This is a genomic window from Nocardia sp. NPDC127579 (genome assembly GCF_042672005.1).
In the GTDB taxonomy this organism is placed as follows: domain Bacteria; phylum Actinomycetota; class Actinomycetes; order Mycobacteriales; family Mycobacteriaceae; genus Nocardia.
In genome coordinates, this window is the sequence record NZ_JBHXVZ010000002.1 from 168,351 (window position 1) to 182,739 (window position 14,389).

The window sequence follows — 14,389 nt, forward strand, 5'->3', positions numbered from 1 at the left end:
GCCTCGGTGCCGCTCCGTTCGGGCCGGTTCCGCGGTGTCGGATTCCGGCTCGCGGAAATCCGGGTGCCGAGGCCATCAACCGGTCGCTACTTGCACGCGGCCGTATCCGATCGATCGAGTCAATGCACGGCGATCTCATCGCCGAGTGCGATGATGCCGGAGGTCTGCACCGCCACTTTGATGCCGAAGGTGACGCCGCCCGCGGGATCGCGACGGTAGTCGGCGAGGGTACGGAGGGGCTCCGGGCCCGAGCGGGTGCCGGTGGGCTGGTCGACCATGGTGACCGGGCAGCGGACGTCGGGTTTGACCCAGCGTAGGTGGCTGGTGCCGAGGGTGAAGTCACGCAGGTCGTCTTCGGCGTAGGGGGTGGGCCAGCCGGTGGTGACGATATTGGGGCGGAAGCGCTCCATCGGGACGCCGACGGCGCCCTTGGCCTGGATGCGGGCGTTCAGGTCGTCCAGGGAGGATGTCGAGGTCAGGTGCAGCGGGGTGGAGTCGGTGAAGGTGATGTCACCGTGCCACTCGTCGACCGCTCGGTGGTGTTCGGGCGGAACGCGGACCAGGCGGACGGGCTCCTCGAGCAGGTCGCCTGCCCAGGCGGCGACCTCGTCGCCCTGGTCGATTGCCGCGCCGGTCCAGATGTTGTGCACGTTGACTGTCAGCCGCGGGCCGTCGGGGCGCACGTCCACGGTGTGCGTGTCGCTGCCCGGCGCGGACAGCGTGAGTTTCGCTCCGTCGCTTGCCAATTCGGGCCGGATCACCGACAGGCGCGGGGTGCCGCGCTGACTGCGGAACAGGCCGTCGGGGCGGACGAACATGAAAGTGCGGTCGTGGACGACGCCGGTCGGCAGGATCTGCGCCCGGGTCAGCGGGCTGCCCGCGCAGCCTTTGATCGGGTAGAGCCAGAGTTCGGAGACGGTAGCCACCGGACCAGCCTAATCGGGGACGAGCGTACGCGGCGGTGTCGCGAGCACCGCGTGGCCGCTGACCCGGGTCGCGGCGCTCAATCGTGCCGGGCTGAGCGAAGTACGGGCCGCGATGGTCAGCGAGTCGGCGAGGTCCGGGATACCGGTGTGCTGTTGCAGGCGCTGCCATCGGGTTTCGACCGGCAAGCCCGCGCGGTAACCCTCGTACTGGTAGTTCGTCCATAAGTCGTCCGGGAATCCGTTCGCGGTCAGCCAGTCTCCGACATCGTCGAGCAGCAGGCCGGTTTCGGCAGGATGCGCGCCGCCGACCAGGACATCCGCGCCGTAGCCCCCGCGGCAGACATAGCGTCGCAGCGCACCGCGCTCGGCGAGACACCAGCCGTCACTGTCGCCGCAGCCGCCGTTCTCCACGAGGGAATACCAGTGCGTCGCACCGAAGCTGCGGCTCAACGCGGTACACCACCGCTGCCGGTCGGCATGGAAATTCTCGGTGTCCGGATAGCCGAAGACGAGCGTCCACCCGTCCAGCGCCGGGGTCACCAGGACGCCGGAGGCATCGAGTAGCTCGTCGCTGTAGGCGATGTCCCAGGGCCGGAGGGCGTCGTTCAGAGCCACCCTGCGTGGGTGATCGAGCCCGAAGGCGTCCAGCACCGCCGCCTGATCGGTGGTCTGCACCGCGTACCAGTCACCCTGTGGCGTAAACGGGGTGGCCGCATCCGGCGATGTCTCGTACATGGATCCTTTGTAGCGCGTCCATCCGACACCGAAATCTCATCTTCTCGACAGTGTGTCGTCACCGCGTGGCGGGAAATCGATACACGGGCCTTCGCTACTGTGGCGGTGGAACCCGAAGCCGATAGCGGGCGAACCCGCTGGGAGGGACCTCGGTCCGGTGCGCATCAGCAGAGTCGCGGAGCACCCGCGACCGAACCATGTGTTGTTCCACATCAGCGACACCCACCTGATCGCCGGTGACGGCGAACTGTACGGTGCCGTGGACGCCGAGCGGCGGCTACGCGAGGTGCTCGAGCAGGCGGCGGCCACCCGGATCCGCCCCACCGCCATCGTGTTCACCGGCGATCTCACCGACAAGGGTGAGCCCGGCGCCTACGACAAGCTGCGCGCGATCGTGGAACCGTTCGCGCGCGATCTCGGCGCCCCGATCGTGTGGGTACAGGGCAATCACGACGACCGCGCGATCCTGCGCGGCACGCTGCTGCGCGAGCGTCCCTCGACCGCGCCGCTGGATCGCGTGCACATGATCGACGGCCTGCGCGTCATCGCCCTGGACACCTCGGTGCCGGGATATCACCACGGCGAGATCTCCGACGAGCAGCTGGCCTGGCTGCGTTCGATCCTGGCCACGCCCGCGCCGTTCGGCACCATCCTGGCCATGCATCATCCGCCGGTGCCGTGTGTCATGGATCTCGCGGTGACGGTGGAGCTACGGGATCAGCGCCGGCTGGCCGATGTGCTCGACGGCACCGATGTGCGCGCGATTCTGGCGGGGCACCTGCACTTCTCCACCTCGGCGACCTTCGCGGGCATTCCGGTGTCGGTCGCGTCGGCCACCTGCTACACCCAGGACCTCGGCGTCGCCGACGGCGGCCAGCGCGGCCGGGACGGCGCGCAGGCGTTCAATCTGGTGCACATCTATCCGGAAACCGTGGTGCACTCGGTGGTGCCGATCACCAAGGGCCCGACCGTCGGTGCCCCGGCCACCCCGGAGCAGGCGCAGAAGCGGCTGGCCGAGGCGGGCATCGTCATCCCGCCCGCGGCCAAGATCCCGTTGTTCATGCGGCGCCCGCAGCCGAGTCCGGAAGCGGATGACGAGCCGGTGCACTGAACTCGCCGCGCTCCCAGGGCGCCGGGTCCGGGAAGTACCGGGCCAGGAAGCCCGAAACCCGCTGTGTCCGTTCGGCTTCGGATACCTCGGGGAAGCTGCCGTCATTGAGGCAGAAGAAGTCGACATCCCGGTCGCGGGCCAGGCCGTCGAGCAGGTCCAGCCCGGCGCGGCCAGTGGTGTCGACATAGCGCATGCGCGCCAGTTCCTGCGGCACCGCGCGCCCGGTGAGCAGCGCGTAGTAGTGATACAGCGAGTTGGTGACGGAGATGTCGGTGGCGGCGCGGAACCGGCTGGTACGGGTCCGCGCGAAATCGGCCTCGAACACCTCCTCCATCTCGTGCAGCACGCTGCGGCGCAAGGGGACCGGCGTGTGCTCCAGATGCCGGGTGATGAGATAGCCGAACCGGTCGGCCAGCAATGCCCGGTTCACCCGGGCCGCATTCTCGAAACCGCTGCGGCGCTCGTGATTTCGGCCCGGCCCGATGCGGGTGCCCGCCTCGATGAATCGGCTGATCCCGGCCGGGGAGAAGAACATCGACGGGCGGACCGGGCGCGCGAAGAACATGTCGTCGTTGGAATACAGGAAGTGCTCGGACAATCCGTCGATATGGTGCAGCTGGCATTCCACCGCATGGGAATTGAAGATCGGCAGCCCGCTGGTATCGCTGAAGTGGTCGACAGCCCGCACAACGGTCACCCGGGGATGTTCGGAAAGCCATTTCGGGACAGCGGAATCCGTGGCGATGAAGATGCGGCGCAGCCAGGGCGCGTTCTTGTGCACCGCGCGCAGGGCGTACTTCAGTTCGTCGATCTGGCGGATCCGGGCGTCGGCGTCGTCTCCTTCGCCGACCACCACCTGCGCCAGCATGCCCGCGCGGCGCGCCCGGAATTCCGGGTCGGCGCCGTCCACCCAGGAGAACACGATGTCGATGTCGAAGCCGACATCGCCGGGCTGCGGCGCGAACATGCCCGCCAGCGTTGGCCACACCCGGTCGAACAGCCGCACCTGCGTGTAGTCCACGTCCGCGAGGTCGAAGACGCTGCGGGTCAAGGCATTCGGGCGGGGGCAGGAGACGGTGTCGCCGTGGTACTCCCACAGCTCCACATCGATGTGGTGGGCCGGGTCGTGGTCGCGGCCGATCCGGAACACGTTGGGCGCTGTTTCGATACAGGAGAATCCGGTAGCCGACGCTGCGGCCGTTACCCGGCGCACCATGGCCCGATGGGCGGCGTCGGCGGCCAGGCCGAGCCGGTGTCCGGTGTCGCGGAGCAGCAGGAACGGCACCTCCGCCGCCGTGAGTTCCGAGCGCAGATAGGCCAGATCGTCGATCGTCACCTGCGCGGCCGTCAGATTCCCGGCCGGCTGGGCGGTTCCGGGCAGCAGGCCCGGGTTCACGGCTCCCATATCCATCATCGGTGTTGTTCGCTCCGTTCACTGGCGCAAGGGACATCACGGGCAGGGCCGGACAGCCATTGGCCGACGGAAAGGAGAATTCCTGGTGAATGCAGGGTTGATTGGAATGATGCATCGACCGCGCCGGTCCGTCAATCGCAGACGGCGTGCTGTCCGGGACAGGCCGGGCCGGGCGCGAATGAGGCAAGGCTTGCCTGGTCAGGGCACATCGCCGAAAGATCACGCACACCAGCGAGTAAGGGCCACAGCGCTTTAGACTGGCTGCAGTGCGACCCCAAGCCACGATTCGCGAGGTGACCAATATGGCAGCAGGAGCGACTCCCGCGCAACGTCAAGCCCACTCGACCGATGGGTCCGCCATGGAACATCCCGAACTCGACGCCTTACCGCATTGGCCGCATGACACCATCGCGGTCCTCGTCACCACCGACCCGGCGCCGCACGCGATCCCGGTCTCCTGGCCGGTGCGCGCCGGCGATCGGCAGATTCTGCTGAGTCTCAAGTTCGACCGCGGCTCGCTGGCCCGGTTGCGCAAGCAGCCCGACATCGCGCTGCTCATCCTGGGCGGCGGTGACGTGGCGCTGTGTGCGCGCGGCAAAGCCACCGTCATCGCCGAAGAGATGCCCGGCGCAACGGATTACGTGGCGGTGCGGCTGGACGTCGAGGTGATCGACGACCACCGCCAATCGGCTTTCACTGTTGCCCAAGGCATTCAGCGCACCGTCCTGGACTCGACCGAATTGGATGCGCTACAGGGTCGGGTGGCGACTTTGCGACAATGGGCCGAGACTCGAAACTGAGCCGACAAACTCCGGGTCGACGGTAATAATCAGGATGGAAGGCGGCGCAGGTGCGCCGAATGGAAGGGGATCATGTCCGTCACACTCGCCAAAGGCGGCAATGTTTCACTGTCGAAGCAGGCGCCGAACCTCACCAATGTCGCGGTGGGACTCGGCTGGGATGTGCGCACCACCACCGGGGCCGATTACGACCTCGATGCGAGCGCGCTCGCGACCGGACCGAATCTGAAGGTGCTGTCCGATCAGCATTTCATCTTCTACAACAACCTGAAATCGCCCGACGGCAGCATCGAGCACACCGGTGACAACCTGACCGGTGAGGGGGAGGGCGACGACGAGGTGATCAACGTCAACCTCGCCGCGGTCCCGCCGACGATCACCAATATCTTCTTCCCGGTCTCGATCCACGACGCCGACAGCCGCGGCCAGTCGTTCGGCCAGATCCGCAACGCCTTCATCCGTGTCGTCGACCGCAGCAACGGCGCCGAACTCGCCCGCTACGACCTGTCCGAGGACGCGTCCACCGAAACCGCCATGGTCTTCGGGGAGCTCTACCGGCACGGTGGCGAGTGGAAGTTCCGCGCCATCGGCCAGGGTTACGCCTCCGGTCTCGGCGGCATCGCCCGCGACTACGGCGTCAACGTCTAGTCCTCGTCCCCGGCGGGCGGCCGAGAATCCGCACCACACGGCCGAATTCGCCCGCGACGGGAATTCCTCGTGCCGTCCGTGAGTTGCGCCCTGGGGGCGATTGTGGACAACGAGAGAAGCTCGGCATGCGGTTTTCGGTCAGTTACAGTCCCACGCACTTCGGGGTCGACCCGGATCGGATCGTCGACTACGCGCGACATGCCGAGTCCTGCGGCTTCGAAGGGATCTATCTGCCCGAACATCTGGCGCTGCATCCGGGAGCGCAGATGCACGGTATCGACGTACCGGCGACGCTGCCGTTCCTCGACCCACTCGACACGCTGGCCTTCGTCGCCGCCGCGACCGACCGGCGGATCCAGTGCGGCGGCGGCCCGACGGGTGGGGTTGCGCGGCGACGGATACTTCGCCGGCGGTGCCCTGCTGCCACAGCAGCGCGCCGAACAGTGGGAGTTGGCGCGCACCACGGCTCGATCGGCCGGACGCGATCCCGGCACACTGGAGTACACCCGGTGGAGCGGGATCGATCTGACCGAAGCGCGGCTGGAAGCCTTTGCCGCGCAAGGTGTCATGCGCGTCGTCGTCAGCGCGACCGCGGCGGACCCGAGCGAGCAGCGCGACGAACTGTCCCGGTTCGCCGCGCGCTATCTGGCCTGATTCAGTGGGTGCCGGACAGGGTTCGGGTGCGGAGCGGGCGGTGGTCGCTTTCGCGTGCGTCGAGGAGCTGGAAGTAGCGGCGCAGCATGAGGACCGCGGTGGTGGCCAGGCCCGCGGTAAGGCCCCACCAGACACCCGCCGCGCCCAAGCCCAGCGGGAAGGCGAAGAGCAGGGCACTGGGCAGGCCGACCAGCCAATAGCCGATCAGGGAGAGCCGGAATCCGGCTTTGGTGGCCCCGAGCCCGCGCAGCAGGCCGGTGCCGATGTTCTGGGCCGCGTCGAAGAACTGCAGCACGATGCCGATCAGCAGCAGGCCACGGGCGATCTCCAGCGTGTGGGTATCGCCCGGTTCCAGGAACGGGCGCAGGACCAGCGCCGGAACGGCCACGTAGGCCACGCCGGTGAGCGCCGCGACCACCGCCGCATGCCGCAGCGCCAGCCAGGCGATCGCCTTCGCGTGCGGGTACTCATCGCGCGCCACGGCATGGCTGACCAGGATCGAAGCGCCATGTGACAGGCCGATCGCGACCTGGAACACGATGTAGATGATCTGATACACGACATTGTGCGCGGCCAGCGCGGCCGGGCCGATACTGCCCATCACCAGCGCCAGCACCGAGAACATGCCCGCCTCGGACCCGTAGGTCAGCGCGATCGGCGTGCCCAGCTTCAACTCGTCGCGCACGGTCGGCCACCGCACCGGCCACGGCCGCACCGCCAGCGTCGCGCCCAGCGTGGCGTCGTAGCGGACCATCGCCCAGAACACCCCGAAGGTGATCAGGAAGACCAGCGAGGTGGCGACACCGACACCGGTGAGACCCAGCGCGGGCAGACCCGCCCAGCCGTGGATAAAGGCCAGTGCCAGCACCAGATTCAACGCGACCGAGCCCAGCGTCACCAGCAGCAGGGCCTGCGGCCGCTGCATGCCCACCGTGTACTGCCGCAGCACCTGGAACCACAGGCACGGCAGCAGGCCCGGCGCGAGCGCGACCATCAGCGGACGCGCGTCGGCCAGCACACCCGCGTCCTGGCCCAGCCAGTGCAGCGACCACCCCAGCCCGATCAGCAGCAGGCCGCCGAGCCCGCCCGCGATGGTCGCGATCAGGAAACTCGACCGCACCACCTCCCGGATCGCGCGATCCGGGGTCCCGCCGTGCTTGCCCGCGCGGCTCACCTCGACCGCGATCCGATTGCCCGTCCCGGTGATGAGTCCGACACACATGGTGCGAATCTGGTTGAACAGCACCAGTGCCAGACCACCCGCGGCGACCTGACGGACGCCGAGCGTGCCCATCAGCGCGATATTCGTGGTGGACACCGCGATCTGGGCGAGCTGGGTCAACGCGATCGGCGTCGCCAGCGCGGTCAGGCGCTTCGAGTCGGCCCGATATCGCGACAGGCTCAGCACGTCCCCTCCGCCCCGCTCATCGGGCCCGCGCCAACTGCGCGGCGGGCGAGTAGCGGTTCAGCATGTCCGCCACCTCGTGTTCGGCGGCCGTGTCGAGCAGGTCGCGCTCGCTCATCCAGTCGTCGTCGAACACCGTGTCCAGGTACTTCTCGCCGCCATCGCAGACGATCGTCACCACGGTGGATCCGGGCGGGAACTCCTCGAGCCGGGTGAGCGCGGCGTGCACCGAACCGCCCGCCGAACCGCCGATCATCAGCCCCAGCTCGGCCGCCACCGCGCGAGCGGTGGCGAAGGCCGCCACATCGGAGACCTTCACCCCCTCGTCGAGCAGCGAATAGTCGACCGCCGTGCCGATGGTCGCGCCCGGCGGCGTGCCGGTGCCCGACTGCCAGTACGGGCCGCCCGGCCCGCCGAACGCGATCGACCCGACCGGCTCCACCCCGATCACCCGCGGTGTGCAGCCGAGCTGTCGCAACCGGGTGGCGGTACCGAACAGCGAACCGCCGGTTCCCACCGCGGACAGCAGAATATCGACCCGGTCCAGCTCGGCCAGCAATTCCTCGGCCACGGGGTAGTAACCGACCGCGTTGGCATCGTTGTTGTGCTGTTCGGTGAAATACGCGTCGGGCAGCCCGGCCGCCATCGACTCGGCCAGGTCCTCCCGGGCCGAAGTCGCCAGGTTGTCGTCGCCGTCATCGGCGACGAACACCAGTTCCGCACCCATCGCTCGCATCGCCCGCAGCTTGTCCTTACACGCGTGATGATCGACCACCGCGGTGAAGCGATACCCACGTTCGGCAGCAACTACCGCGAGACCGAGTCCGGTGTTCCCGGACGTCGACTCGATGATATGCCCGCCAGCATGCAGCAAACCGCGCCGCTCGGCGTCGTCCACCATGGCGCGCGCCATCCGGATCTTCGCCGTGCCGGTCGGGTTGAACTGCTCGAGCTTCAATAGCAGCCGGGTGCCGGTGCCGGTGGTGGCCAATTCGAACAGCGGTGTGCGTCCGATCAGATCCGTCACACGCGTGACGAGCATGGGTGTCTCCTCATCAGGGGGTTACGGGGTGCTGCTCAGGCGTCCAGCGACCAGCGGAAGCGGTCGCCGGGCGCGTCGTGCAGGACGACCTTCGGTGGGATCGGCAGGTCGTGGAAGGCGGACTCGTTCGAATCCATTTGATAGCCGGCGGTATTCGGGTAGATCAGGAGATCGCCCACCGTGGCGGCGCGGGGCAGGGGGATACGCCGCCAGCTGAGCATGTCGGATTCCAGGCAGGTCGCCGCGCCGACACACGCCGCCGCCGGCTCGCCCGGGCGGGCCGGCCACAGCACCGGATCGGGCAGGTATTCGCTGTCGAACCACTGCTCGGACAGGCTCAGACTGGTGCCGTCCACCGTCAACACCTGATAGGGCTGACCATCCGCGTCCCGGAGCTTGCTGCCGCGCACCCGGAAGACCGTGCTGCCCGCGCCGTCCAGCAGTGCCCGGCCGGGTTCGATCGCCAGCCGCAAGTCGTGGTCGCGCAGGCGTTCGGTCAGGTCGCCGTGCGCCAGGATGGCCGACAGCATCGCGGGGCCGGGGGCCGGGAAGTGGTACGGATAGTAGGAGTCGAAAGACTTGCCGGCGTGGAACCAATCCGGGGTGACGCCCGCCGTGAATTCCGCCCACGCCGCCGCGGGGATGTAGTCGACGCCGAAGCCGCCGCCGATCGAGAGGGTGGTGATCGGGTGGCCGAGTGCGCGGGCGGCCAGGCTGTGATCGATCAGGGCCGCCGCCTGTTCGGCGCGATCCACGGCCGAATAGCCGGCGAGGTGAAAACTGAAGCCCTCCAGATGAATCGGCGCCGGCCCGACCGGGCCGGCGGCGCCGATCGCCGCCATGGCCGCCCCGATCTCGGTGTCGGACAGGCCGAATCGGCTGTGCGAGTCGGCGGGCTGTACCCGCAGCAGGACCCGCGCCGGTATCGCGGTGGACGCGATGCGTTCCAGGCGGTGCAGTTCGTCGAGGGCGTCGAGGGCGATCAGCGCGCCGTGCCGCACCGCGAGCCACAGCAGCTCATCCGATTTGGCCGGGCCCGTCACCATCAGTTCGCCGCCGCGCACGCCCTGCGCCAGCGCGGCGGTCAGCTCACCGATGCTCGAAACATCCACGCCGATACCGTTTTCCGCGCAGGCTCGTGCCACACACGCCGCCTTGTTCGCCTTCTTGCCGTAGTAGATGACCCCATCCACGCCGGTCTCGGCGAACACATTCCGGAATGCGTGAATATTCCGCGTCACCCGCTCCGGGTACATCAGATGAAACGGACCACCGACCGCGAACCCGATGTCGTCCAACAGGTTCGCGTCGTCCAGCACCCGCCGTTCCCACTCGTCCCGATGCGCGGGCAACGCCACCGCCCCGACCCGCGCTGTGCGGGCCCGCCCCCAGCGCGCCCGTCGCGAGGGCGGCTCCGCCGAAGCCCACATCGAAATCGGCTCCACCCCAGCCGAATCCGCAAGCACACCACCCGACAGCCCGCCCGGTTCATCCACGCCTGCACCCTCGTCCACATCACCGTGACTGTCGGTGGTCGAATCCGTGTCGGCGTGGCCGTTGGTGGTCGGCTCGATGTCAGTGTGGCTGTCGGTAGTCGACGCTGTGTCGGCCTGGCCATCGGCCGTGGCCGAGTCCCTCTCGGGGAGATTGTCGCCCATCAGGTCGGTGTCGCCGAGACTATCGGCGACCACCTCCAGGTCGACGCTGGTCGACTGGTCTGCGTCGACCTGGTCGGCCGGAATACTGCGCTCGGCGTGCGGCGCATCTCGGTTGCCGAGGGCTTCAGCGGCTGTGTCTGCATCGACGGGGGCGACCACCGGTCCAGGCTCGGTGGCGGGCTCGCCGCCCGGCTCGTCTGTGAAGTCGACGACGTCCGAGGTTTCGGCAGCGTCGGCAGGGAGGTCATCCAGTTGGCCCGCATCGGTGGCGAGGTGGTCGGAAAGCTCGGCCGAGTAGGTATCGCTCTCGGCCGGATCGGCGTGGTCCGTCGAAATGTGGTCCACGTGGGGGAGGTTGGCGTGTGGCGCATCGGGGACGTCCGCGTCGGCGAGGTCGCCGACGGTGGTGTGCTCGTCGAGCGGTTGGTTTCCGGTGATCGGTTCGTCGTGCGGCGGGGGCAGGGTCGGCCGGTCGGTCGACGACGGAACGGCTGCTTCGATTCCCTCGAGGGGCTCGGCATCCGCGGACCTCAGGTGTCGCACTTCGAGCGAGTCGTCCATCATCGAGTTGTCGGCGGCATCGAAACTGGTTGCCGACTGTGCGTTTTCGTGCCAGGTGACGGTGGCACATCGCTGTCCTGTGGCGTCGATATCGCCATCCATCCATGTGTCTTCGTCGAGCCGCCGCACGGTGGCCTCGTCGCTATCGCTTGCCCGTCCGATCGTCGCGCCGACTGTGCCGAACTCGCTGTCGACTGTGCGGCCGTCGGGTTCCGCCTCGGCCGACTCCATTTCGCCCCCGGCGAGATTCGGCGGATGTCCGTTAGGCGATTCGTCATCGCCTGTTATCTCGGATGTGTCGACAAGGGCGACAACGTCTTCTGTCGCATCGCCGTCCGCGCCGGTCGGTGAACCGTCGTGCAGTTCCGCGTAGCGATCCGCTGACCGGATGTGTCGATTGTCGTCGGGGCCGAATGAGTTGGTCGAGTTCGTGTCGCGCGGGTTGTCGTCGTCCAGGCGAGGCTCGTCGGATCCGGTCGTCGTAGGCGAGTGCTCGTCCGAGTGGTCGGAGCGGTGTTTGCCTGAATCCGCGAGGTCGGTCGAGTCCTGGACGTGGGAATCGTCGCTGTCGGGCGTGGCCAGGCAGGTCGAGGGAGCCGAATCGCCGATCGGTACGTCCGTTGTCGGGACTGCGCCCAATTCTTCGGCAGGCGCTGCCGAACCATCGAGTCGTGGGTCCGAGTCCTCGGTCTGGTCCACTGCTGATTCGTCGGACACCGCGACAGTCATGGAGGCTTCGACGGCGTGATCCGGTACCGGTGGGCTTTCGATCGGCTCGGTGGAGTCGGCCAGGTCCGCGCCGCCCGGGTGGCCGTCCGTGATGGGGTCGGTCGGCGTCGTGGCGTCGCTCGCCACCGAGGCGCGACGGTGATCGTCGGTGGGGGGTGTGGAGCTCGGGATCAGGGCGAGCAGGGGCTCGTCGGGGCTGACGGTGTGCGGGGTGTCGTTCAGTGTGGCGGTGGGTGGGCGGAATTCGTTCAACGGGTCGTCCACGGGCGGGATGAGGGGTTCGGGGGTGGCGGGTTTGCGGCGGGCGCGCTGGGGTCGGGTGGGCGCGGGTGCCGGGTTCAGGTCGAAGAGGGCCGGGTCGTCGGTGTCGAAGAGGCCGGCGGCGAGGTCGGTCGTGGTGTCTAATCCCACAGGGGCACCTCCGTGCCGCGTCCTTCGGCGATCGCACGCTCGGCGAGGGCGTGCGCGACAGCGATATCGGTGAGCACGAGTCCAGAGTTGTAGACGAAGATCTTCTCTTCGTCGCTGCGGCGCGCCACGGCACGGCGGGACAATATCTGCGGCAGTTCCGCGTCCACGGCGCGCAGCCGCCCGTCCGGGCCCGCCATGTCGGTGCCGGTGAGCTGCATCTGCTCGGCGCTGGTGGCTACCACCCGATCGGCGTCTACCAGGCTTGACGGCGCCAGGCCGTACCCGACGAGTACCACGGTGGAACCGGGTGCCAGATCGGCGGATTCGAGCGCGACCTCGGTACTGGGCCCGGCCGTGGCCAGCACCACGTCGGCGTGTGCGGCGGCCGCGCGCGGATCGGTGACCGTCTCCAGCAGCGCGTGCGGATGATGCTCGGCCAGCTCCCGGTGCACCGACGCCAGGCCGTCCGGGTGCGTGCCGTACACCATCAGCTTGCGCAGCCCGGGGTTCGCGGCCAGCAGGTGTGGGAGTGCGTTGCGCCCCTGGGTGCCGGTGCCGATGAGCAGCACACTCTCCGCGCCGCGCCGCATGGTCTCGCGCACCAGCAGCGCCGACACCGCGGGTGTGCGCAGCGCGCCGACCCGCGCGCAGTCCATCATGGCGATCGGCGCACCGGTGGTGTCGTCGTAGAGCGTGATGGTGGTGTAGTACCGCTTGGTGCTGCGGTCGTGGCCCGGGTCGAATTTGTAGGAGGTCTTCATGGCGACCACCCGGCGGCGTCCGTCGCGGCCGAGCATGGCGTAGGCGACCGACCAGCCGTCCGGATTCGCCACGCTGAGTTTGCGTGGATTGTCCGAAAGTCCTTCGGCGAAGGCCAGATACGCGTCTTCGACGGCACGCACCACCGCGCCGGGCGTGATGGGCACGTCGGCCAGATCGGTGCGGCTCAGCACGCGCAGCGGCGTGGCTCGATCACGACTGCTCAACGGATCCTCGATCATCTCGGTACATATCCGATCCCGCCACCACGTCCGCTCGCACAGCGAATGGGGCGACAATCCGCTGTCCGTACCCATTCTCGTCGGCTTCGGCGGGACGGCGGCGGCGTTCGGGCAGGCGGATATTGACGCGCTTGAGCCAGCGATCGGTGCCGTCGTAGCGCGCGGTGAACGGTACCCGGCCGTGCACGGCGACGTCGTTGTCCACGAGCAGCAGTTCGCCGGGGTGCAGCGCGGCGGTGACGCAGACACGCTCGAGTTCGGCGGTCAGCCGCGCGTATGCCTGCCGGAACTCGGTGCCCGCATCGTCGAGCGGCGTGTAGGCGGGGTCGTAGCGCAGTGTGAGATCGGTTGTGGCCCCCGGGGTTTCGTTCCATACAGTGGGCAGCGGCGGCGGCACGTGCTGTTCGTGGCCGGTGCCGTAGGAGACATCCGGCAGGATCGGCAGCGTGGGGGTTTCCAGCAGCCGGTGCTCGGCGGTGCTGAGTTCGACCCGCCGTACCGAGGAGATGGTGGTGCCGACCAGGTCGGGATTGCGCAGGCAGCCCAGCATCAGCAGGTTGGCGCGCAGCGGATGGAACGCGTCCTCGGTGTGCGGGCACAGCAGCGTCTTGCTGCTCGCGCCGGACTGTTCGTCCTCGTGGCCGGGGGTCGGCAGGATGTTGTTGACCAGGCGGCCGTCCTGCTGTCCCTGCCAGCCGAACGGCTCGCCGGCGCAGCGCGCGAGCAGCAGCATGACGATGTCGAGTTCGCTCCAGCGCACGGCGTCGCGCCAGCTGCGCGGGGTGGGTCCGAGTTCGTCGTCGGTGAGCGGCAGGCTGCTCACGATGGTGGCGCCGGCGCTGGTGGCGGGTGCGCGCATGGCCGTGTGCACGGTGTCGGGCAGTTCGGCGGCGCGGGCGTCGATGTGCGCGGCCAGCGCCGGGTTGGTCAGGGCGCGGCCGACGCCGCCGGATTGCGCGGCCAGTGTGGTGCAGATCTCGCGCGCGAGAGCACGCACCGCGTGCCCGGCTTCCGGGGGGAGCTCGCGTCGTTCGATGTCCAGCGGGTGAAGCGTCTTACGTTCGGAGAGAACGCTTTTCACCAGAAGGTCCCTTCTTCGCGTCAGTCGAAAAGCGGGTGAAGACGTATCGCACTGCGAAGCTAGTACCTCGCGCGGCCTTAAGCAAGGCTTACCTAAGCGAGTCGGTGAAAATAGCGAAGATGCATGAAAGGGTAAGACTCGGGCGGTGATCGGTGCAATCCGGCACCCCGTATCGGGTGTGGCGCCGTCCTGACCAGGGATTTCCGGGCGGCG

12 protein-coding genes are annotated in these 14,389 nt (G+C 68.4%); 4 read left to right on the forward strand and 8 right to left on the reverse strand.

Translation table 11 applies throughout. From position 1 onward, the window contains the following. Window positions 1-119: 119 nt before the first annotated feature. Window positions 120-926: an MOSC domain-containing protein gene (locus ACFVMC_RS08350; protein ID WP_379208164.1), complete on the reverse strand. Its 807-nt coding sequence runs from the start codon at window positions 924-926 to the stop codon at window positions 120-122. 9 nt (window positions 927-935) lie between these two features. Next, window positions 936-1,661 (reverse strand): hypothetical protein, encoded by a 726-nt coding sequence (locus tag ACFVMC_RS08355; RefSeq protein ID WP_379208166.1) that lies wholly within the window; start codon window positions 1,659-1,661, stop codon window positions 936-938. A gap of 157 nt (window positions 1,662-1,818) precedes the next feature. Here ACFVMC_RS08355 and ACFVMC_RS08360 point away from each other — a divergent pair, with 157 nt between their 5' ends. Further along, entirely contained in the window at window positions 1,819-2,772 is a 954-nt protein-coding gene (locus tag ACFVMC_RS08360; RefSeq protein WP_379208168.1) for a phosphodiesterase, read from the forward strand. On the opposite strand, the gene ACFVMC_RS08365 is transcribed toward ACFVMC_RS08360, so the two are convergent. Continuing rightward, complete coding sequence (locus tag ACFVMC_RS08365; protein WP_379208170.1) at window positions 2,720-4,186, reverse strand: stealth family protein; 1,467 nt, start codon at window positions 4,184-4,186, stop codon at window positions 2,720-2,722. The two genes, ACFVMC_RS08360 and ACFVMC_RS08365, sit on opposite strands and share 53 nt — an antisense overlap. 266 nt (window positions 4,187-4,452) lie before the next feature. On the opposite strand from ACFVMC_RS08365, the gene ACFVMC_RS08370 reads away from it, so the two are divergent. The 3 genes from ACFVMC_RS08370 (at window position 4,453) to ACFVMC_RS08380 (ending at window position 6,288) form a co-directional block, all read left to right on the forward strand. Further along, window positions 4,453-4,986 (forward strand): hypothetical protein, encoded by a 534-nt coding sequence (locus ACFVMC_RS08370; protein WP_379208171.1) that lies wholly within the window; start codon window positions 4,453-4,455, stop codon window positions 4,984-4,986. Window positions 4,987-5,058: 72 nt separating this feature from the next. After that, complete coding sequence (locus tag ACFVMC_RS08375; RefSeq protein WP_379208173.1) at window positions 5,059-5,634, forward strand: TerD family protein; 576 nt, start codon at window positions 5,059-5,061, stop codon at window positions 5,632-5,634. Window positions 5,635-6,012: 378 nt separating this feature from the next. Beyond that, on the forward strand, window positions 6,013-6,288 hold the full coding sequence (locus ACFVMC_RS08380) for a hypothetical protein (RefSeq protein WP_379208175.1): 276 nt from the start codon (window positions 6,013-6,015) through the stop codon (window positions 6,286-6,288). Window position 6,289: 1 nt separating this feature from the next. Here the strand turns inward: ACFVMC_RS08380 and ACFVMC_RS08385 are convergent, their stop codons facing one another. Genes ACFVMC_RS08385 through ACFVMC_RS08405 form a run of 5 tightly spaced genes read right to left on the reverse strand, consistent with a single transcriptional unit; the run spans window position 6,290 to window position 14,176 of the window. Beyond that, window positions 6,290-7,693 carry an MATE family efflux transporter gene (locus tag ACFVMC_RS08385; RefSeq protein WP_379209461.1) on the reverse strand — a complete coding sequence of 468 codons (1,404 nt, stop codon included), beginning with the start codon at window positions 7,691-7,693 and terminating at the stop codon, window positions 6,290-6,292. A 19-nt stretch (window positions 7,694-7,712) separates the two neighbouring features. Further along, entirely contained in the window at window positions 7,713-8,735 is a 1,023-nt protein-coding gene (locus tag ACFVMC_RS08390) for a PLP-dependent cysteine synthase family protein (protein WP_379208176.1), read from the reverse strand. 35 nt (window positions 8,736-8,770) lie between these two features. Beyond that, window positions 8,771-12,094, reverse strand: a complete 3,324-nt coding sequence (locus ACFVMC_RS08395) for a hypothetical protein (RefSeq protein ID WP_379208178.1) — start codon at window positions 12,092-12,094, stop codon at window positions 8,771-8,773. Next, on the reverse strand, window positions 12,085-13,095 hold the full coding sequence (locus ACFVMC_RS08400) for an ornithine cyclodeaminase family protein (RefSeq protein ID WP_379208179.1): 1,011 nt from the start codon (window positions 13,093-13,095) through the stop codon (window positions 12,085-12,087). The genes ACFVMC_RS08395 and ACFVMC_RS08400 overlap by 10 nt, the downstream gene beginning before the upstream one ends. Further along, window positions 13,067-14,176 carry a TauD/TfdA family dioxygenase gene (locus ACFVMC_RS08405; RefSeq protein WP_379208181.1) on the reverse strand — a complete coding sequence of 370 codons (1,110 nt, stop codon included), beginning with the start codon at window positions 14,174-14,176 and terminating at the stop codon, window positions 13,067-13,069. Before ACFVMC_RS08405 ends, ACFVMC_RS08400 begins: the two co-directional genes overlap by 29 nt. Between the last annotated feature and the right edge of the window lie 213 nt (window positions 14,177-14,389).